Origin of the sequence: Acidovorax sp. (genome assembly GCF_034519795.1) — a bacterium.
Classification (GTDB): domain Bacteria; phylum Pseudomonadota; class Gammaproteobacteria; order Burkholderiales; family Burkholderiaceae_C; genus Acidovorax.
The window spans coordinates 622,803-640,673 of record NZ_JAXHOB010000014.1 but is presented as its reverse complement, the minus strand read 5'-3'; the positions used below and the strand labels follow the sequence as shown (position 1 = coordinate 640,673).

At 67.7% G+C, this 17,871-nt stretch carries 21 protein-coding genes; 13 read left to right on the top strand and 8 right to left on the bottom strand.

The genetic code is table 11. The annotated features are described in order from the left end of the window. Window positions 1-57: 57 nt before the first annotated feature. From U5N23_RS19795 to U5N23_RS19780, 4 genes are all read right to left on the bottom strand, one after another. Entirely contained in the window at window positions 58-1,290 is a 1,233-nt protein-coding gene (locus U5N23_RS19795) for a GAF domain-containing sensor histidine kinase (RefSeq protein ID WP_322594439.1), read from the bottom strand. A gap of 126 nt (window positions 1,291-1,416) precedes the next feature. After that, complete coding sequence (locus tag U5N23_RS19790; protein WP_322594438.1) at window positions 1,417-1,875, bottom strand: carboxymuconolactone decarboxylase family protein; 459 nt, start codon at window positions 1,873-1,875, stop codon at window positions 1,417-1,419. A gap of 129 nt (window positions 1,876-2,004) precedes the next feature. Then, the gene (locus tag U5N23_RS19785; RefSeq protein WP_322594437.1) at window positions 2,005-2,901 is read right to left on the bottom strand and encodes an RNA polymerase sigma-70 factor; all 897 of its coding nucleotides are present in this window, start codon (window positions 2,899-2,901) and stop codon (window positions 2,005-2,007) included. Window positions 2,902-3,097: 196 nt separating this feature from the next. Next, complete coding sequence (locus tag U5N23_RS19780) at window positions 3,098-3,823, bottom strand: aldolase (protein ID WP_322594436.1); 726 nt, start codon at window positions 3,821-3,823, stop codon at window positions 3,098-3,100. 203 nt (window positions 3,824-4,026) lie between these two features. Here U5N23_RS19780 and U5N23_RS19775 point away from each other — a divergent pair, with 203 nt between their 5' ends. Further along, window positions 4,027-4,527, top strand: coding sequence for an Lrp/AsnC family transcriptional regulator (locus U5N23_RS19775; RefSeq protein ID WP_322594435.1), 501 nt, complete (start codon window positions 4,027-4,029; stop codon window positions 4,525-4,527). Here the strand turns inward: U5N23_RS19775 and U5N23_RS19770 are convergent, their stop codons facing one another. From U5N23_RS19770 to U5N23_RS19755, 4 genes are all read right to left on the bottom strand, one after another. Next, complete coding sequence (locus U5N23_RS19770) at window positions 4,528-4,788, bottom strand: YkgJ family cysteine cluster protein (protein ID WP_322594434.1); 261 nt, start codon at window positions 4,786-4,788, stop codon at window positions 4,528-4,530. 23 nt (window positions 4,789-4,811) lie between these two features. Beyond that, a complete protein-coding gene (locus U5N23_RS19765) occupies window positions 4,812-5,402 on the bottom strand; it encodes an NAD(P)H-dependent oxidoreductase (protein WP_322594433.1) in 591 nt (196 codons plus the stop codon). 47 nt (window positions 5,403-5,449) lie between these two features. Then, window positions 5,450-5,935 (bottom strand): DUF1772 domain-containing protein, encoded by a 486-nt coding sequence (locus U5N23_RS19760; RefSeq protein ID WP_322594432.1) that lies wholly within the window; start codon window positions 5,933-5,935, stop codon window positions 5,450-5,452. A gap of 74 nt (window positions 5,936-6,009) precedes the next feature. Beyond that, on the bottom strand, window positions 6,010-6,606 hold the full coding sequence (locus tag U5N23_RS19755) for a Crp/Fnr family transcriptional regulator (protein WP_322594431.1): 597 nt from the start codon (window positions 6,604-6,606) through the stop codon (window positions 6,010-6,012). Window positions 6,607-6,775: 169 nt separating this feature from the next. Here U5N23_RS19755 and mnmG point away from each other — a divergent pair, with 169 nt between their 5' ends. From mnmG to lpoB, 12 genes are all read left to right on the top strand, one after another. Then, window positions 6,776-8,749 carry a tRNA uridine-5-carboxymethylaminomethyl(34) synthesis enzyme MnmG gene (gene mnmG, locus U5N23_RS19750; RefSeq protein ID WP_322594430.1) on the top strand — a complete coding sequence of 658 codons (1,974 nt, stop codon included), beginning with the start codon at window positions 6,776-6,778 and terminating at the stop codon, window positions 8,747-8,749. Next, entirely contained in the window at window positions 8,727-9,497 is a 771-nt protein-coding gene (locus U5N23_RS19745; RefSeq protein ID WP_322594429.1) for a hypothetical protein, read from the top strand. The genes mnmG and U5N23_RS19745 overlap by 23 nt, the downstream gene beginning before the upstream one ends. Window positions 9,498-9,599: 102 nt before the next feature. Further along, window positions 9,600-10,277 carry a 16S rRNA (guanine(527)-N(7))-methyltransferase RsmG gene (gene rsmG, locus U5N23_RS19740; protein WP_322594428.1) on the top strand — a complete coding sequence of 226 codons (678 nt, stop codon included), beginning with the start codon at window positions 9,600-9,602 and terminating at the stop codon, window positions 10,275-10,277. Between the two features lie 122 nt (window positions 10,278-10,399). Further along, window positions 10,400-11,014 carry a LysE family transporter gene (locus U5N23_RS19735; protein WP_322594427.1) on the top strand — a complete coding sequence of 205 codons (615 nt, stop codon included), beginning with the start codon at window positions 10,400-10,402 and terminating at the stop codon, window positions 11,012-11,014. Window positions 11,015-11,030: 16 nt separating this feature from the next. After that, a complete protein-coding gene (locus U5N23_RS19730) occupies window positions 11,031-11,831 on the top strand; it encodes a ParA family protein (protein ID WP_322594426.1) in 801 nt (266 codons plus the stop codon). A gap of 34 nt (window positions 11,832-11,865) precedes the next feature. Then, window positions 11,866-12,435 carry an RBBP9/YdeN family alpha/beta hydrolase gene (locus U5N23_RS19725; protein ID WP_322594425.1) on the top strand — a complete coding sequence of 190 codons (570 nt, stop codon included), beginning with the start codon at window positions 11,866-11,868 and terminating at the stop codon, window positions 12,433-12,435. Between the two features lie 5 nt (window positions 12,436-12,440). Beyond that, window positions 12,441-12,737, top strand: coding sequence for a cupin domain-containing protein (locus U5N23_RS19720; protein WP_322594424.1), 297 nt, complete (start codon window positions 12,441-12,443; stop codon window positions 12,735-12,737). 56 nt (window positions 12,738-12,793) lie between these two features. After that, window positions 12,794-13,711 carry a ParB/RepB/Spo0J family partition protein gene (locus U5N23_RS19715; protein ID WP_322594423.1) on the top strand — a complete coding sequence of 306 codons (918 nt, stop codon included), beginning with the start codon at window positions 12,794-12,796 and terminating at the stop codon, window positions 13,709-13,711. Between the two features lie 433 nt (window positions 13,712-14,144). Beyond that, on the top strand, window positions 14,145-14,897 hold the full coding sequence (locus U5N23_RS19710) for a class I SAM-dependent methyltransferase (RefSeq protein WP_322594422.1): 753 nt from the start codon (window positions 14,145-14,147) through the stop codon (window positions 14,895-14,897). Window positions 14,898-15,218: 321 nt separating this feature from the next. Beyond that, complete coding sequence (locus tag U5N23_RS19705) at window positions 15,219-16,769, top strand: hypothetical protein (RefSeq protein ID WP_322594421.1); 1,551 nt, start codon at window positions 15,219-15,221, stop codon at window positions 16,767-16,769. A gap of 34 nt (window positions 16,770-16,803) precedes the next feature. Then, on the top strand, window positions 16,804-17,202 hold the full coding sequence (locus tag U5N23_RS19700) for a YcfL family protein (RefSeq protein WP_322594420.1): 399 nt from the start codon (window positions 16,804-16,806) through the stop codon (window positions 17,200-17,202). Between the two features lie 29 nt (window positions 17,203-17,231). Further along, window positions 17,232-17,849 carry a penicillin-binding protein activator LpoB gene (lpoB, locus tag U5N23_RS19695; protein WP_322594419.1) on the top strand — a complete coding sequence of 206 codons (618 nt, stop codon included), beginning with the start codon at window positions 17,232-17,234 and terminating at the stop codon, window positions 17,847-17,849. Window positions 17,850-17,871: the final 22 nt, after the last annotated feature.

Here is a 17,871-nt window from a genome sequence, read left to right as displayed (position 1 = left end):
AGGCAGGCTACACAAGCCGCAGAAAAGGTCGTCGCGCCGTGCCCGGAGGCGGCCGACTCAGGCCCGGTGGCGCGGCAGGCGCACGGCGACCTCGGTGCCCTGGCCGGCTGCGCTGTGCAGCGCGACGCGGCCCTGGTTCTGCTCGACCAGGGTGCGCACGATCCACAGGCCCAGGCCCGCGCCGTCCTGCCCGGCCACGCCGGCGCTGCCCTGCCAGCCACGCTCGAAGGCGCAGGACTGCTCGGCCTCGCCCATGCCGGGACCATCGTCGGTGACGCGGATGACGATGCTGTCGGCGGTCTCCGTCGCGCTGAGGGAGACGGTGCTGCCCGCCGGGCAGTACTTGACGCAGTTGCCGATCAGGTTGCACAGCACGCGCAGCAGCTGGGCGTAGTCCACGAAGACCTCGCCGGTCTGCCCGGGCACCAGGTGCAGGTGGATGCCGGCGCGCTCGGCCACCATGCCCATGGCGTCTGCCGCATCGGCCAGCAGTCGGGCGGGTGCGATGGTCTCGCACAGCGTGCGCTCGCGGCTGTCGACGGCATGGGTGGAGAGCAGGTCGTCCACCAGGCGTTTCATGGAGGTGATGGCGCCTTCGATGCGGCGGATCGCCGGCAGCGAGGGGGCATGACCGGCGCGGGCGAGCACCGTGGTGTTCAGCCCCATCACCTGCAGCGGCGAGCGCAGGTCGTGCGCGACCACGGCGAGCAGCTCTTCGTTGGCCTTGGCCAGTGCATGGGCGCGTTCGGCATTGGCCTCGGACTCCTTGAGCGCGCTGCGCAGCTGGATCTCGCGCGCGGCGGCCTTGGCGAGCTGCACCAGGGTCTCGATCTCGGTCTCGGTCCAGCTGCGCGGCTGGTTGTCGATGACGCAGAAGCTGCCGATGGGCTGGCCGTCGACGATGAGGGGAACGCCCACGTAGGCGCGCACGTCCAGGCTGTCGACGATGGGCACGGCACGCCACAGCGGGTCGGCGTGGGTGTCTTCGATCACCAGCGGATCGGTGCTGGCGATGGCGTAGTGGCAGAAGGTGCGGCCATGCACCTCGCGCGCAGAGGCCAGCTCTTGCGGAAAGCCGTGCGCGCTCTTGTAGAAGTCGCGTTCGGCGTCGACGATGGACAGGAAGCTCGCGGGCGCACCCACGAGGTTCACGGCCAGGCGGCTCATGGCATCGAAGGTCTCCTCCGTCGGGCTGTCCAGCAACGCGATGCTGTGGACGGCGGCGAGCCGGCGGGGGTCGGAGACCAGGGGGTCCAGGTGGGCCACCAGCTCCTGCGGGGCGATCGGCATGCCGGTCCTTTGCGCCAGGGGGCTCGCTGGGGTCCGAGGCAGGGCGCGCATCAGGATCCGGGCCGCACCACACCGGTCGGCCCCGTATTGTCGCCCACCCGGGTTCGGAGCGGGAATTTCGCGTGCTCAGCCGGCCTCTACCGGGATGGGGGCGCGCATGCCCGCGTTGATCAGGTTCCAGGCGTTGATGACGCCGATGGCAAAGCCCAACTCGGCGATTTCGGTGTCGTTGAACTGTGCCTTGAGCAGGGCGAACTCTTCGTCGCTGGCATCGCTGTGCGGCGTGGCGGTGATGATCTCGGCCCAGCGCAAGGCGGCGCGTTCACGCTCGCTGAAGAAGGGCGCCTCGCGCCAGCCGGCCACGGCGTTGAGGTGGCGCGGCTCCATGCCGTCCTTGACGAGGTAGCTCCAGTGCATGTCCATGCAGTAGGCGCAGCCATTGATCTGCGAGACGCGCAGGAAGACGAGCTCGGCGAGGCGGGCGCCGATGCTGCCCTTCTTGACGGTCTCGGACAGGTTCACGAGGCCCATGAAGGCCTTGTTGGCGAGCTGGTGGTAGGGCAGGCGGGCGGTGTGTTGGGACATGGTGAAAACTCCTCAGTGGTGATGAAGGGGTGAACGTGCTTCGTGGAAGGCATTGCATCGTTTGCGGCCTTCCATACCCTTCAAGACGGGCCGGTCTGGCGGGTTGTGACAGCCCGGCCGAAAATTTCTTCAATCCAGGGTGTGCGGTATGCCCTTCAGCTTGTCCGGGTTGCGGATCGCGTAGATGGCGACGATGCGCTCGCCATCGGTGACGATGGCCTGGGCCGATTCGAGCCGGCCGCCGATGTAGCGCAGCAGGCCTGGCTCGCCATTGATCAGCACCGGCCGGTAGACCACCTGTTCGGCCATGCGCCGCCACTGGGCCCAGAACAGGTTGGCGATGCGGAAGGCGCCCACCAGTGGGTGCGGGAAGGACTGCACCTTGCCGCCGCCGTCGCCGATCAGCATGGCGTCCTCGGACAGCAGGGCCTCTATGGCATCGCGCCGGCCGCTGTGGGCGGCGGCGATGAAGCGCTCGAGCAGTTGGTGGTGTACACCCCGCGGCACCTCGAAGCGGGTGCGCGCCTGCTGCACGCGCTCGCTGGCGCGGTGCACCATCTGCCGGCAGGCAGCCTCGGTCTTGCCGAGTTGGGCGGCGATCTCGGGGTAGTCGTAGTCGAACACCTGGCGCAGCAGGAAGGCGGCGCGTTCCTCGGGGCCCAGGCGTTCGAGCACGTACAGGAAGGCGACCGAGAGCTCGCCCGCCAGCTCCGCTGCAGCTTCGGGTGTGCGCTCGTCGAGCGACTCGACCAGGGGCTCGGGCAGCCACCAGCCGACATAGGCCTCGCGCTCGGCCTTGGCGGCGCGCAGCCGGTCGATGGACAGGCGCGTGACCACGGTGACCAGCCAGGCCTCGGCCGATTGCAGGGTGGCGGTGTCCGCGTGGCTCCAGCGCAGCCAGGCGTCCTGCAACACGTCCTCGGCATCGGCGCGCACGCCGAGCATGCGGTAGGCGATGCCGAACAGGCGCGGGCGCAGGGCGGCGAAGGTGGCGTCGGCCTCGGGGGCCAGGGGGGCTGCGGTCATGGTCGGGCTCCAAGCATAGTCTGGTGCCTACCAGACGTGCGTGGTACCACTTTTGTGACACCCTGGCTTCCAATCTTCATACGTTGCGCGCTACTCGAAACTGGCGCCGCCCAGGCCAGTGCCCCGCGCAAGGGCCGCCCCGCCGCGCTGGGGGTGTCCCCCTCCGGGGGAAGGCGCGCAGCGACTCAGGGGGGCTTCAGAGTATTCTGCGCAGCGCTTCGAAGAACAGCTCGGACTGCAGGCGCTCGCCCATGGACTGCTCGCTGACGTGCTGCGCCAGCGCGGCGCTGGCCGGGGCCAGGGGGCGGCCGGTGGACTGCGCCAGCACCTGGGCCATGCAGGCGCGCTCCAGGTAGTACAGGTCGTCGTAGGCGTAGTCGATGCGGTCGCCGCAGACCACCACGCCGTGGTTGCCGAGGAAGCCGATGTCAGCCGCCTGCAGCACACCTGCGATGCGTTCGCCCTCGCGCACGTCGAGCGCGAAGCCGTTGTAGTGCGGGTCCACCGCGGTGCGGCCATGGAAGCGCATGGCGTTCTGCGAGAGCGTGGTGTCCAGGCAGCGGTCGGTGGTGAGCGTGAGCGCCGTGGCGTAGGGCATGTGGGTGTGCAGCACGCAGGCCTTCTTGCAGATGCGGTGGATGGCGGCATGGATGAACATGGCCGTGGGCTCCACCTCGTGGCGGCCGGCCAGGCGCTGGCCCTGTGCGTCGATGAGCACGATGTCCTCGGCCTGCACCTCGCTCCACATCAGGCCGCGCGGGTTGAGCAGGAAGCGCCCGGAGCGGTCGGGCAGCTCCACGCTGAAATGGTTGCACACGCCTTCGGACAGGCCGTGGTGGGCGGCGGCGCGCAGGGCCAGGGCCAGGTCGTCGCGCAGGCGGCGCACCTCGGGTGCGTCGAAATCAAGGGCGGAGGGGGTCATCGGGGTTCCTGGGGTCTTGGGTTCATCCATTGTCATCCGCCCCATGGCAATGCGCTCCCAGGTGTCGGCGGGTTCCTACGCATTGTTGGCGTGCTCGCCCGGTTGAAACCACCGAGATACGGCGTTCAATGGGGAATATGTCTCACAATTTGGAGAAGCGTGGTGCATTTGTCCCATCGCCCTTTGGTATCGTGGGCGGGCCCATGAACCTTGATCGCCTGGACATTCAGATCCTGAACCTGCTGCAGGAGGACGCCTCGCAGCCCCTGCGCGTGATGGCCCGCAAGGTCAACAGCTCGCCGGCCACCTGCCAGCGGCGCATTGCCATGCTGCGTGCGGCGGGCATCCTGCTCAAGCAGGTCGCGGTGGTGAACCGGCAGCGCGTGGGGCGCCCGCTCACGGTGTTCGTGTCGGTGGAGCTGGACAAGCAGAACGATGCACTGCTGCGCAACTTCGAGGCCAAGATGGCGGCGCAGGACGATGTGATGGCCTGCTACGAGGTCTCGGGCGAGTTCGACTTTCTGCTGATCGTCAACTCGGCGTCGATGGAGCGCTACCACGCGTTCACGCGCGAGGTGTTCTCGTCGAACAACAACGTGCGCAACTTCAAGAGCACGTTCGCGATGAACTGCTCCAAGTTCGAGACCCGGGTGGCGCTGGACGTGCCGCCGGAAGTCGACAAAGACGACGATGAGGAGGGCTGATCAGGCCGAGGGGCGTGTCAGGTCCTCAAGCCGGGTCAGGAAGGCCATGGCCGCTGGCGTGCTGTCGGCGCACATCTCGGCCGAGGGCTGCAGGCCGCTGCAGACGGCAGGGCGTGCAGGGTGCCCAAAAATGAGGCAGCGCGCGTCGTCCCCGAGCTGGATGCAGCGCACGCCCGCCGGCTTGCCTTCGGGCATGCCGGGGATGGGCGAGCTGATGGACGGGGCGGTGCAGCAGGCGCCGCAGCCGGATCGGCACTGCATCAGATTGCTATAAATTTTATAGCTTAAGCGGCTTTCAGGCGGGCTGAGGCCCAGAGTACCTGGTCGACCACGGCACGCACGCGCTCGCGGTGGGCCGGTTGCACCAGGGCGCCCGCTTCGTCGAAGGCCGTGCTGGCCTGGCCCAGGGCAAAGGCCTTGGGTGCGAGCCAGCATTCCAGGTTGACCAGCAGCGGTGCCAGGTGGCTTTGCGAGCGCAGGCCCCCCAGGCCGCCGTTGGAGGCGCTGAGCATGCCCACCACCTTACCGCGGAAGGGCTTGGTGCCGTCCTGCCACTCGGGGTTGCCGTTCACGGGGCTCGACGCCCAGTCGATGGTGTTCTTGAGCAGGGCGGTGTAGCTGCCGTTGTACTCGGGCGAGCAGATGATCCAGGCGGGGTGCTCCCACAGGATCTGCTTGAGGCGCACCACGTCGGCCGGCGTGCCCTGGGCTTCGAGGTCGGCGTTGTACATGGGGATGTCGAAGTCCGACAACTCCAGCAGCGTGACCTCGGCGCCGGTATCGCGGGCGATCGCGGCGGTCGCGTGGGCCAGGCGGCGGTTGAACGATTGCTGGCGCATGCTGCCGGCGAAGACGAGGAGCGAGTTCTTGTGCATGGCTGGATTGGAGCACAGGCGCCAGGCAGGATTCCTGCAAGCGCAGGCTAGCTGTCTGCCCGGGGCGCCGCCAGCCGCCACACCAGGGTGGCCAGCGCCGCCACGAAGGCGGCGAGGCAGAGCAGGGCGCGCCACAGGTTGGCCGCGTTCCAGCGCGCGCGCACCTCGGACCAGTCGGTGGGCAGCTGCTGCGGGTTCCAGGCTTCGGTGGTCGCATTGAGCGGCAGGTTCACCTGCTGGGTGAAGACAATGATGCCCAGTGCATAGGCCACCAGTACCACTGCCAGACTGGGCCACCAGCCCTCGCGGCGCCGCGCCCAGCCGGTGACCAGGGCCAGCGCACACCAGACGGGCGGGCCGAAGAACAGCGCAAAGAACAGGCTGTGGCGCACGTTGCGGTTCAGGGCCGATTGCACGGTGGCGTAGGTCGCGCCATCCATCTGCAACATGGCCAGGTTCACATTGCCGCTGTAGGTGCCGAAGAAACCGGCCATGAGGCCGAGCCAGAGGACCGCCAGGAAGTGGGGAGCCACGGTGATGGCGGAGTGGAGGTGGGAAGGGTGGGTAGGCATGGAGCCCACTGTGCCCATGGCGATGGCTTGTCGCCTTAACCTTTGATAAGGCCCATCTCGCTGCGCACGCGCGAGAGCGTGACATCGGTGACGCCCAGGTAGGACGCGAGGTGCCGCAGCGCGATGCGCTGGGGCCAGTCGGGGTGCTGGGCCAGCAGCCGGGCATAGCGCTCGCGTGCGCTCAGCTGCAGGAACTCCTGCTCGCGCTGCATCTTGCCGTCGAGCAGGGCGCAGAGGACTCGGTGCTCGAGCGCTGCCCAGGCGGCCCAGGCATCGGTGGGCGCTGGCATGCCCGGTGCAGGCATGGGCAGCGCCCAGACCCGGCTGTCTTCCAGTGGTTCCACGTGGAACATCGCCGGCTGCTGCCGCAGGCTGGGGGTAATGGGCCAGAACAGCGCGCCGTCGAGAAAGAAGTTCTTGTTGGCTTCCGCTCCGTCCCGGTCCACGAGGTACAAGCGCACGGCGCCGCGCTCCACCCACCACAGGTGGCGCCACGGTTCTCCAGCGCGCAGCAGGGGCTGGCCCTTGCCGAAGTCGACCGGCCGGGCACTTGCCCACCACGCTGCCACCGGTACGGGCGGATCGCCCACCAGTCCGGTGAGAAAACGGGTCAGAGGGCTGTGGGCAGACACGGTGGGCGCAAAGTGGGAAAATCCCGGGTTGCCCGCCGGGGCTGGGTGCAGGTTTGCACCCCCGCACCCGGGCGGGGCCGGTACGCACGGCAGGCCCAGGCGGGGCCCGTCCACAGGTGTCGTACCGGGATTTTTGATTATCGGGCCCGACAGGCCCCGGAGCGCTCCCATGTTGTACCCCCAGGAATTTGATGTGATCGTCGTCGGCGGTGGCCATGCCGGCACCGAGGCCGCGCTGGCGGCCGCCCGCATGGGCAGCAAGACGCTGCTGCTCACGCACAACATCGAGACGCTGGGGCAGATGAGCTGCAACCCCAGCATCGGTGGCATCGGCAAGGGACACCTGGTCAAGGAGGTCGATGCCCTGGGCGGCGCCATGGCGCTGGCCACGGACGAGGGCGGCATCCAGTTCCGCATTCTCAACAGCTCCAAGGGGCCGGCCGTGCGCGCCACGCGCGCCCAGGCCGACCGTATCCTGTACAAGGCGGCCATCCGCCGCATGCTGGAGAACCAGCCCAACCTGTGGCTGTTCCAGCAGGCGGTGGACGACCTGATGGTGGAAGGCGACCGCGTGGTGGGCGCGGTCACCCAGGTGGGCATCCGTTTTCGCTCGCGCACGGTGGTGCTCACGGCCGGTACCTTTCTGGACGGCAAGATCCATGTGGGCCTGAACAACTACGCGGCCGGCCGGGCAGGGGACCCACCCGCCGTGTCGCTTTCGGCGCGCCTCAAGGAGCTCCAACTGCCCCAGGGGCGCCTGAAGACCGGCACGCCGCCGCGCCTGGATGGGCGCAGCATCGACTTCTCCAAGTGCACCGAGCAGCCCGGCGATGGCATGCCCGGGGGGGTGAATGAGGGCAGCGTGCCGGTGTTCAGCTTCATGGGCCATGCGGCCATGCACCCCCGGCAGATGCCCTGCTGGGTGACGCACACCAACGAGCGCACGCACGACATCATCCGCAGCGGCTTCGACCGCAGCCCCATGTTCACGGGCAAGATCGAGGGGGTGGGCCCGCGCTACTGCCCTAGCGTGGAAGACAAGATCAACCGCTTTGCCGACAAGGACAGCCACCAGATCTTTCTGGAACCCGAAGGCCTGACCACGCACGAGTTCTATCCCAACGGCATCAGTACCAGCCTGCCGTTCGACATCCAGTACGAGCTGGTGCGCAGCATGCCGGGCTTGGAGAACGCCCACATCCTGCGCCCGGGCTACGCCATCGAATACGACTACTTCGACCCGCGCTCACTCAAGAGCAGCTTCGAGACACGGCAGATCCAGGGCCTGTTCTTTGCGGGCCAGATCAATGGCACCACGGGCTACGAAGAGGCGGCTGCCCAGGGCCTGTTCGCCGGTGTGAACGCCGCCCTGCAGTGCCGGGGGGACGCGCCCTGGCTGCCGGGCCGCGACGAAGCCTACCTGGGCGTGCTGGTGGACGACCTGATCACCAAGGGCGTGAACGAGCCCTACCGCATGTTCACCAGCCGTGCCGAGTTCCGCCTGCAGCTTCGCGAGGACAATGCCGACCTGCGTCTGACCGAGATGGGCCGCAAGCTGGGCCTGGTGGACGATGCCCGCTGGGACGCTTTCAGCCGCAAGCGTGACGCTGTTTCACGTGAAACAGAACGCCTCAAGGCCACCTGGGTGAACCCACGCAGCCTGCCTGCGGCCGAGTCTGAACGGGTGTTGGGCAAGAGCATCGAGCACGAATACAACCTGTTCGAGCTGCTGCGCCGTCCCGATGTGGGCTACGCATCCTTGGTGGGCATGGACGGCGGCAAGTACGCCTCGGCCGATGTTTCACGTGAAACCCTGGGCAGCTTGAGCGAGTCCGTCATCGAGCAGCTGGAGATCGCGGCCAAGTACGCGGGCTACATCGACCGCCAGAAGGACGAAGTGGAGCGCGCCGCGCACTACGAAAACCTCAAGCTGCCGGAGGGCCTGGACTACATGCAGGTGGCGGCGCTGTCGATCGAGGCGCGCCAGATCCTGACGCGCCACCGTCCCGAGACGCTGGGCCTGGCCTCGCGCATCTCGGGCATCACGCCTGCCACGATCTCGCTGCTCATGGTGCACCTCAAGAAAGGTGCATTCCGCGGTATCGCCGGTGCACGTAGCCATGCTGAACCCGCAGCGCACTGATCGGCCCATGGCGGGCAAGGGCGCCCAGGCAGGGCGGCGCACTCGGCAACGGGGCGAACTGCTGATGGTGCGCACCGTGGCTGTGGTGGCCGTGCTGTTGCTGCTGCTGGGCATTCCCCTGTGGATGAAGCACGAGCGTGACAAGCGCGCCGCCCCGCAAGCCGCAAAGCCCATCGCGGCCCAGCCGGCGGCCCGGGCCGTGGTGGCCCCTTCGTCCGCTGCGGCGCCCGAGGTCGCCGTGCCAGCGGCTGCGGCCACCCCTGGTATCGGCCACGGTCTGACCTTTGCCGTGGTGGCCGACGACGCCAGGCTGCCGGCCGAGGTCGCACGCCTGGGCTGCGCGGGGGAGCCCCGCGCGACGGACCGGCCCTTGAAGGATGACCACCCCTGCAACCACCAGCAGGGTGATACCTCGTGCCGCGTGGTGTTGCCCGTGCTGTGCATCCAGCCGGGAACGGCCGCCAAACCTGCCGGGGGCGCGGAAGCCACCTATGCCGGCTGGACCGGCGGCATGCTGGCACCCACCCAACCCGTGATGGGCGCCATCCTGACCTCGGCGGCGCTGGCGTCGGCCCGGTGCGAGAAGGAGCTGGGCAGCGGCTGGCGCATGGCCGACGTGCAGGATGGCGAAAACAGCGGCAGCCTCACCGGCATGCGCACCACCAACACGACCCTGGGCCAGGGCACCCGCTACTGGGTGCAGACCAAGGACCAACCGGCCAACTGCTGGAACAGCGCCGGCTCCTGAAAGCGCCCACGGTGCGCTGGTTCCACGTGGAACCAGCGCCGGATGCCCGACGATCCAGGGCACCGCCTACCGAACAATGGACACCCTCACCCCCCGACATCGATGAACACCCCCTCTGCCACCACCCAGGCGTTCCGTCCCACGCTGCTCTTGGCCGCCGAGCAGCTCGGCGTATCCCTTTCGGACGCGCAGGCCGATGCCCTGCTGTGCTACCTCGATCTGATCCAGAAATGGACCAAGGTCTACAACCTCACGGCCGTGCGCGACCCCAAGGAGATGCTAACCCACCACCTGCTCGACAGCCTGGCGGCGGTACCGCCGCTGCGCCGCGCCCTCGCGCAGGCAGCCTTGCCACCAGGGCAGGGCGCCCGCCTGCTCGACGTGGGCGCCGGTGCCGGCCTGCCCGGCGTGGTCATCGCCGTCTGCTGCCCTGACGTGGATGTGAGCTGCGTGGACACAGTGGCCAAGAAGGCCGCCTTCATCCAGCAGGTGGCGGTATCGCTCAAGCTGCCCAACCTGCGCGGCGTGCATGCCCGGGTCGAGAACCTGGACGGGCCCTTCGACGTGGTGACCAGCCGGGCCTTCGCCTCGCTGGTGGATTTCACCACCTGGTCGCACCAGGCCCTGGGCCCGCAGAGCGTGTGGCTGGCCATGAAGGGCAAGCACCCGGCCGAGGAAATCGCGGCCCTGCCCGCCAGCGTGCAAATGTTCCACGTGGAACCACTGGCCGTGCCGGGGCTCGATGCCGAGCGCTGCATCGTCTGGATGCGACCGGCGTGACCCCGGTATCCGCTAAAAAGGCCGGGTCGCGCGCGCCGGTCGCGTAAACTCGCCGCTCGCTGGTCGTTTTGTTGCTGCGGTATCTGCCAGCCTCGCGGTTCGTCTTTCCCCTGGGGGTTCTCATGTTTGGCATTGCGGATTACGGCGCCTTCGTGGCGGCCATCGTGCTGTTCCTGGCAATTCCCGGTCCGGGCAATCTGGCGCTCATCACCTCCACCAGCAAGGGCGGCATCCGTGGCGGCCTGGCCGCCACCCTGGGCGTGATCGCCGGCGACCAGGTGCTGATGTGGATGGCGGTGGCCGGCGTGGCTGCCCTGCTGTCCACCTACCCCGCCGCCTTCCATGCTGTGCAATGGATCGGTGCGGCCTACCTGGCCTGGCTGGGCGTCAAGATGCTCACGGCCAAGCCCGGTGCCCAGCCCGTCCTGAACATCGAGCCGCGCCACTACTTCAAGCAGGCAGCACTCATCACCCTGCTCAACCCCAAGGCCATCGTGTTCTACATGGCGTTCTTTCCGCTGTTCGTCGATCCGGCGCGCCACCAGGGCCTGCTGACCTTCGGCGTGATGGCGGCCACCGTGGCGGCGCTCACCTTTGCCTATGGCCTCATTGCCGTGCTGCTCACCCACCACCTGGCGCAGCGCATGCGCGCCAACCCCACCATCGGCCGCGTGCTCGAAAAAGTCGCCGGCGTGTTCCTGATCGGCTTCGGCATCAAGCTGGCCATTTCGAAGTAAACAAGGCATTCACCCCATGGCCCAGATTTTTTGCATTGCCAACCAGAAGGGTGGCGTCGGCAAGACCACCACCACCGTCAACCTGGCAGCCGGCCTGGCGAAGATCGGCCAGCGCGTGCTGATGGTCGACCTGGACCCGCAGGGCAATGCCACCATGGGGTCCAATCTGGACAAGCGCAAGCTCGACCTCACGGTGTACGACGTGCTGCTCGAATCCGCCTCGGTGCGCGAAGCCGCGGTACTGAGCGAGAAGTGCGGCTATTACGTGCTGGGCGCCAACCGCGAACTGGCCGGTGCCGAGGTCGAACTGGTGGCGCTGGAGCACCGCGAAAAGCGCCTCAAGGCGGCCCTGGCCGAGGCCGACGCGGACTACGACTTCGTGCTCATCGACTGCCCGCCTTCGCTGTCCATGCTGACCTTGAACGGCCTGTGCTCGGCCCATGGCGTGGTCGTGCCCATGCAGTGCGAGTACTTCGCGCTCGAAGGCCTGACCGACCTGGTCAACACCATCAAGCAGGTGCATGCCAACCTCAATGCCGACCTGCAGATCATCGGCCTGCTGCGCGTGATGTTCGACCCGCGCATCACCCTGCAGCAACAGGTGAGCGAACAGCTCAAGGACCATTTCGGCGACAAGGTGTTCAACACCGTGATCCCGCGCAACGTGCGCCTGGCCGAGGCCCCGAGCTACGGCCTGCCCGGTGTGGTGTTCGACCCGTTGGCCAAGGGCAGCCAGGCCTTCATCGAGTTCGCACAAGAGATGGTCGAGCGTGTGCAGAGCATGAAAACGCTGGGCAAGAAACCTGCGGTCGTCTGACCGGGTGCATGCCGATTGCTATCAAATTCATAGTATGAATCCATCCCCCGATACCGTGCTCGTGCTGCCCGGGTGGCAGAGCTCCGGCCCCACCCACTGGCAAAGCCGATGGGAGGCGCAGCATGGCTTTCACCGCGTGGAGCAGCACGACTGGATGCGCCCGCTGCGCGGCGACTGGACCGCGCGGCTGGAGGAAACCATCGTCGACGCCCCGGGCCCTGTCGTGCTGGTGGCGCACAGCCTGGGCTGCATCCTCACCGCCTGGTGGGCTGCGCATTCGTCCCACACGCACCGCGTGAAGGGCGCGCTGCTGGTCGCGCCGGGCGATGTGGAGCGCGAGGACATCGCCGGCTATCTGCCGGGCTGGTCGCCCATCGCACGCCAGCCGCTGCCGTTCCCTGCCGTGCTGGTGGGCAGCCGCAACGACCCCTACTGCAGCTTCGAGCGTGCCGAGGGCATGGCCCGGGCCTGGGGTGCGCGTTTCATCGACCATGGCGAGCGTGGGCACATCAATGCCGAATCCGGTCTTGCGGACTGGCCCGAGGGCCAGGCCCTGCTGGCCGGGCTGCGGTCGCCCGCCACGCCGCCGCTTTCCACCTCCTGAGCCCTATGTCCAAAACCAATCTCCTGGAAACGGCCCGGTCGTTTCCCAAGGCCTGGTCGTCCCGCGTCATCGGTCGGGCCGCCAACGCCAACGTCAAGGTGCTGCGCATGGACGACGGTGCCTACCCCGACGAGTCGCACGACTTCGACGAGGCCCTGCTCGTGATCGAGGGCTGCATGCGCCTTGACCTGCAGGGCCAGGTCACCGAAGTGCAGGCCGGCGAGGTCTTCATCGTGCCCGCAGGGGTGCCCCATGCCGTGGCACCGGGCAGCCATGGCACGCTGGTGATCATCGACCAGTGAGGGTGGCGCGGCGCCGCCCCTGATTCTCAGAACACGAAAAAGAAAGCTATTCCACCATGGTCACCAAGAAACCCAAGGGCCTCGGACGCGGCCTTGAAGCCCTGCTGGGCCCCAAGGTCAGCGAAGCCTCCGAGCAGGCCCAGGCGGCCGATGCCCGCCTGCCCAGCACGCTGATGCTGGCCGAGATGGTGCCCGGCATGTACCAGCCGCGCACGCGCATGGACGAGGGCGCGCTGTACGAACTGGCCGAAAGCATCAAGGTGCAGGGCATCATGCAGCCCATCCTGGTGCGGCGCCTGGCCGATGGCGAGAACGCCGGCAAGTACGAGATCATCGCCGGCGAGCGGCGCTTCCGCGCCGCGCGGCTGGCCGGTCTGGACCGCGTGCCGGTGCTGGTGCGCGATGTGCCCAACGAGGCCGCCGCCGCGATGGCGCTGATCGAGAACATCCAGCGCGAGGACCTGAACCCGCTCGAAGAAGCCCATGGCCTGCAGCGCCTGGTGCGCGAGTTCGGGCTCACGCACGAGCTGGCCGCCCAGGCCGTGGGCCGCTCACGCAGCGCCGCGAGCAACCTGCTGCGCCTGTTGAACCTGGCCGAGCCGGTGCAGACCATGCTCATGGCCGGCGACATCGACATGGGCCATGCGCGCGCGCTGCTGTCGCTGGACCGCGCCGCGCAGATCACGGCCGGCAACCAGATCGCAGCCAAGAAGCTCTCGGTGCGCGAGGCCGAGGCCCTGGTCAAGAAGATCGGCGCCGAATTCAGCCTGGTGCCGCAAAAGCCCCAGAAGGAAAAATCGCGCGACCTGCGGCGCGTGGAAGAGGAGCTGTCCGACCTGCTCATGGCCGAGGTCGAGGTGCGCGTGAAGAAGCGCGTCAAGCGGGCAGGGCGCGTGGAGGACATGGGTGAGCTGGCCATCCAGTTCGGCTCCATCGAGGAACTCAACGGTCTGATCGAGCGCCTGCGCGGCTAAGAGCGGCTAACAAAACTCTTCTGGCGTCGTTGCAGCGTCTTGTCGTACTACTCGTACTGCCTGCGACGCAGCGCCTAGCCAGAACCGCTTCGCTGAGCTTTGTTATCCGCTCTGGGCGGTGCCTGTTCAGGGCGCACGGAGCCCCCTGGTACGGGGCCCGTGACAAAGTACACACAATCGTGCTGCGGTGGCTTGCACAGGCGTGTTGCGGTGCGCCATGCCGGCCTACACTGCGCTCCATTCCATCCCGGGGCATGCGCTCCGGGGGAGTTCTGGAGAGTTCCATGCCCCGCGCAAGCCGCCTGCCGTCACTGCATTCCGCCGCCCTGACCACAGGGCTTGTGGGCATGGCCGTTTGCGCGATTTGCGCGCAGACTGTGCGCCTGATCGCCTCCGGCTCCGTCCCATCCCTGCACGGCCTTCTGGGCCTGTGATGCTTATGCCACTGCGCCTGCTGCCCTGGCCTCTCCCCGCGCTGCTGGCGTGGGCGGGCGCCTGGCTGCTGTACCTCAGCCTGCTGCGGGCCGTGCCGCCCGTGGCGGCGCTGGTGGCAGCCAGCCTGTTGGGCACGGCGGCCAGTGTGCTGGGGGCCAGCTGGTGGCGGCGTGGGCTGATCGCGCTGGGTTTCCCGCTCTCGCTGGCGCTCACCGGCATGGCCAGCCTGCCGGCCTGGGCCTGGCTGGTGCCGCTGGCACTGCTGCTGCTGGTGTACCCGCTCAATGCCTGGCGCGATGCGCCGCTGTTCCCGACCCCGCACCACGCGCTGCAGGCCCTGGCCGTGCAGGCCCCCCTGGCGCGTGGAGCGCGCGTGCTCGATGCCGGCTGCGGCGTGGGCGACGGACTCATCGCCCTGCGCCATGCCTATCCGGAGACCCGCCTGGAGGGGCTGGAGTGGAGCTGGCCGCTGCGTCTGGCCTGCGCGCTGCGCTGCCCCTGGGCCCGGGTGCGCCGCGGCGACATGTGGGCTGCCGACTGGAGCGGCTACCAGATGGTCTACCTGTTCCAGCGCCCCGAAAGCATGGCCCGCGCCGCTGCCAAGGCCCAGGCCGAGATGGCCGCCGGTGCCTGGCTGGTGAGCCTGGAGTTTGCTGTGCCCGGCCTGCTGCCCAGCGCCCAATTGCGTGCGCCCGGCGGGCGGGTGGTGTGGATCTACCGCCTGCCGCTGCTGCTGGAAAAGGGGGCCTGAAATGCACCGCTACAACTGTTTTCCCAGCCTGCTGCCGGTTACAGAAAAGATACATCCTTTTGCTACATTGCGCCCTGGCTATAGACCATACAAGAACCAAGAAATTCACAGCCACAGGGGGCTTGCAGCAGCAGCAGCGAGGACCAGCGCCAGGAGGGAGCGCTCGGGCCTGCACAGCCTTCCTTGTCCGGTCGACAACCTCCCTCGCAAGCGGCATGCCGCGTGTGGCACCCCTGCCGGTGCCCGCCGCAGCATTCCTGTTGCAGGGCTGCGTCGCCGGGGTTTTCTGGTGAACACCCGATCCATTTGCAAGGAGTATCCATGACCACCCGACCCCAATTGCGTCCCCGCCTCCTGTGGGTGCTGGCGCTGAGCGCCGCCCTCACCGGCTGCGCGACGATGCAGAGCCACGACAAGCTCGCCACGGACGTGCAGGGCGCCGGCCGCAGCGGCGGCATTCCCGCCGCCATCGCGCAGCTCGAATCGACGGCCAAGAGCGAGGACGAGAAGACCGCGCTGCTGTACAACATGGAACGCGGCGAGTTGCTGCGCATGGACCGCCGCTACGCGGACAGCACGAATGCCTTCCTGCTGGCCGACGTGAAGGTCAAGGAATGGGAAGACACGGCCAAGAGCAACCCGCAAAAGCTCATGGGCACCGTGGGCGCGGCGCTGATCAGCGAGCGCCTGAAGGCCTATGAAGGCCAGGACTACGAGAAGGTCTGGCTGACCACGCGCCTGGCGCTCAACCGCGTGGCCGTGGGCGACGTGGAGAACGCCCGCGTGGACATCAAGCGCACGCACGAACGCGAAGCCATCATCGCCGAGTTCCGCTCCAAGGAAACCCTGGCGGCCGAGCAGGAAGCCAAGTCCAAGGGCGCCACCTCGGGCGGCAAGGAGCTCAACGGCTACCCCGTCGAGACCTTCAACGACCCCGAAGTGCTGGCCCTGAAGAATGGTTACCAGAATGCATTGAGCCACTACCTGGCCGGCTTCCTGTACGAAATGCTCAACGAGCCGGGCCTGGCCGCGCCGGGCTACCGCAAGGCCATCGAGCTCAAACCTGAGACCGGCGTGCTCGAAGAAGGCCTGCGTGGCCTGGACAGCCGCACCAGCTTTACCTGGAAGCGCCGCCAGCGCATGACCGACGTGCTGTTCGTGGTCGAGGCCGGTGATGCGCCTGCACGCAAGCCGCGCGCCTTCACGCTGCCCGTGCCCGTGGGCAGCCGCTGGACCACGGTGAGCGTCTCCTACCCCGTGATCGAGCCCTCGCGCGATGCGCCACTGACCAACCTGTCGGCCGCCGGCACGGATTTCAAGCTCGAAAAAGTCGTGGACGTGAACGTGATGGCGCGCCGCGCCCTGAAGGACGAAATGCCCGGCATGGTGCTGCGCGGCTTCACCCGCGCCGTCGCCAAGGGCGTGATGCAGGACCAGCTGCAAAAGAAGGGCGGCCTGCTGGGTGGCATCGTGGGTGCCGTCGCAGCCTCGGCCACCGAACAGGCCGATGACCGCATGTGGCGCATGCTGCCTGGTCGCGTCTACGTGGCCCGCGGCTACCTGCCACCCGGCGAGCACACCATCACCATCAATGGCCGCGCACTGCCGCAGCCCGTGAAGGTCGACGGCCAGTACGCCCTGGTGCCCCTGCGCCTGTACGAGAACAGCGTGCTCATGGGCGATGTGGCTTCGGTCGGCCAGCTGGCCGCCGCGGCTTCCACCGCCGCCGTGGCACCAGCGGCCGTCGAAGTGCCGGCATCGTCCACCAAGACGATCTCCACGACGACGACCACCCGGACAACCACCACCACCAACCGCATGCGGCCTGCGGCCAAGCCCGCGCGAGCACCCGTGACCCCGGCCAAGAACTGAAACCGACCGACCGTTTTCCAAGGAGTTTGAATCCATGACTATCCGCACACACCTGACCGCCATCGGCGTCGCCGTGATGGCACTGACCGGCGCAGCGGCGCACGCCCAGCTGCACGACCCTGCGACACCGATCGCCGTGGCCTCCAAGGTGGCGCTGCGCGGCGAAGCCAACAGCATCGCGGTGCGCGAGATGCGCATCGTGCGCACCAACGACATCCTGGTGGTGCAGGCCGACATGGCCAACATGGGCCGCACCGACCGCACCGTGTTCTACCGCTTCAAGTGGCTGGACCAGGTGGGCAACCAGGTGGGTGACGGAGAGTCGTGGAAGCAGATGAGTGTGCTGGGCCTGGGCCAGCAGACCGTCAAGAGCGTAGCCCCCACCAGCACCGCAGTCGACCTGCGCCTGGAAATGAACGTAGAACCGCGCTGAACCCTACAGCGCCGACCGGAGAAAACACCATGCAACGCAACAGCAGCATCCAGCGCACTGCGCTCATCCTGGCCTTCGCGGCCAGCACCCTGGCCCTCTCGGCCTGCCAGAACCTGTCCTCGCCCACCGTGCGCTTCGACCGCCAGGTCAACTACGGCGACGCCAAGGCCGTGGAACTGGTGACCAACGAGTTCGGCTCCACCGACCTGCAGATGATCGCCGAGAAGATGACCGGCGGCCTGCTCGAGACCGGCATCTTCCAGGGCCGCCCCACGGTGACCATTTCGACCGTGAAGAACAAGACCAGCGAGTACATCGACACCACCAACGTCATGAACTCGATCCAGACCTCGCTGGTCAAGTCCGGCAAGGTGCGCTTCGTGCGCTCCATCAACGAGATGCAGCAGGGCGTGGACGAGCTGCAGCGCCAGAACCAGAGCGGCCTGTACAAGCAGGGCACCACCGCCAAGGTCGGCCAGATGACGGCCGCCAAGTACAGCATGGAGGGCGAGCTGACCAGCATCGTCAAGCAGAGCAACTCCACCAAGGACGTGTACTACAAGTTCACCCTGAAGCTGTTCGACGTGCAGGAAGGCACCGTGGAATGGCAGGACGAGAAAGAAATCCGCAAGACCAGCAAGCGCTGATCGGGCACGGAACCGAAAGGAC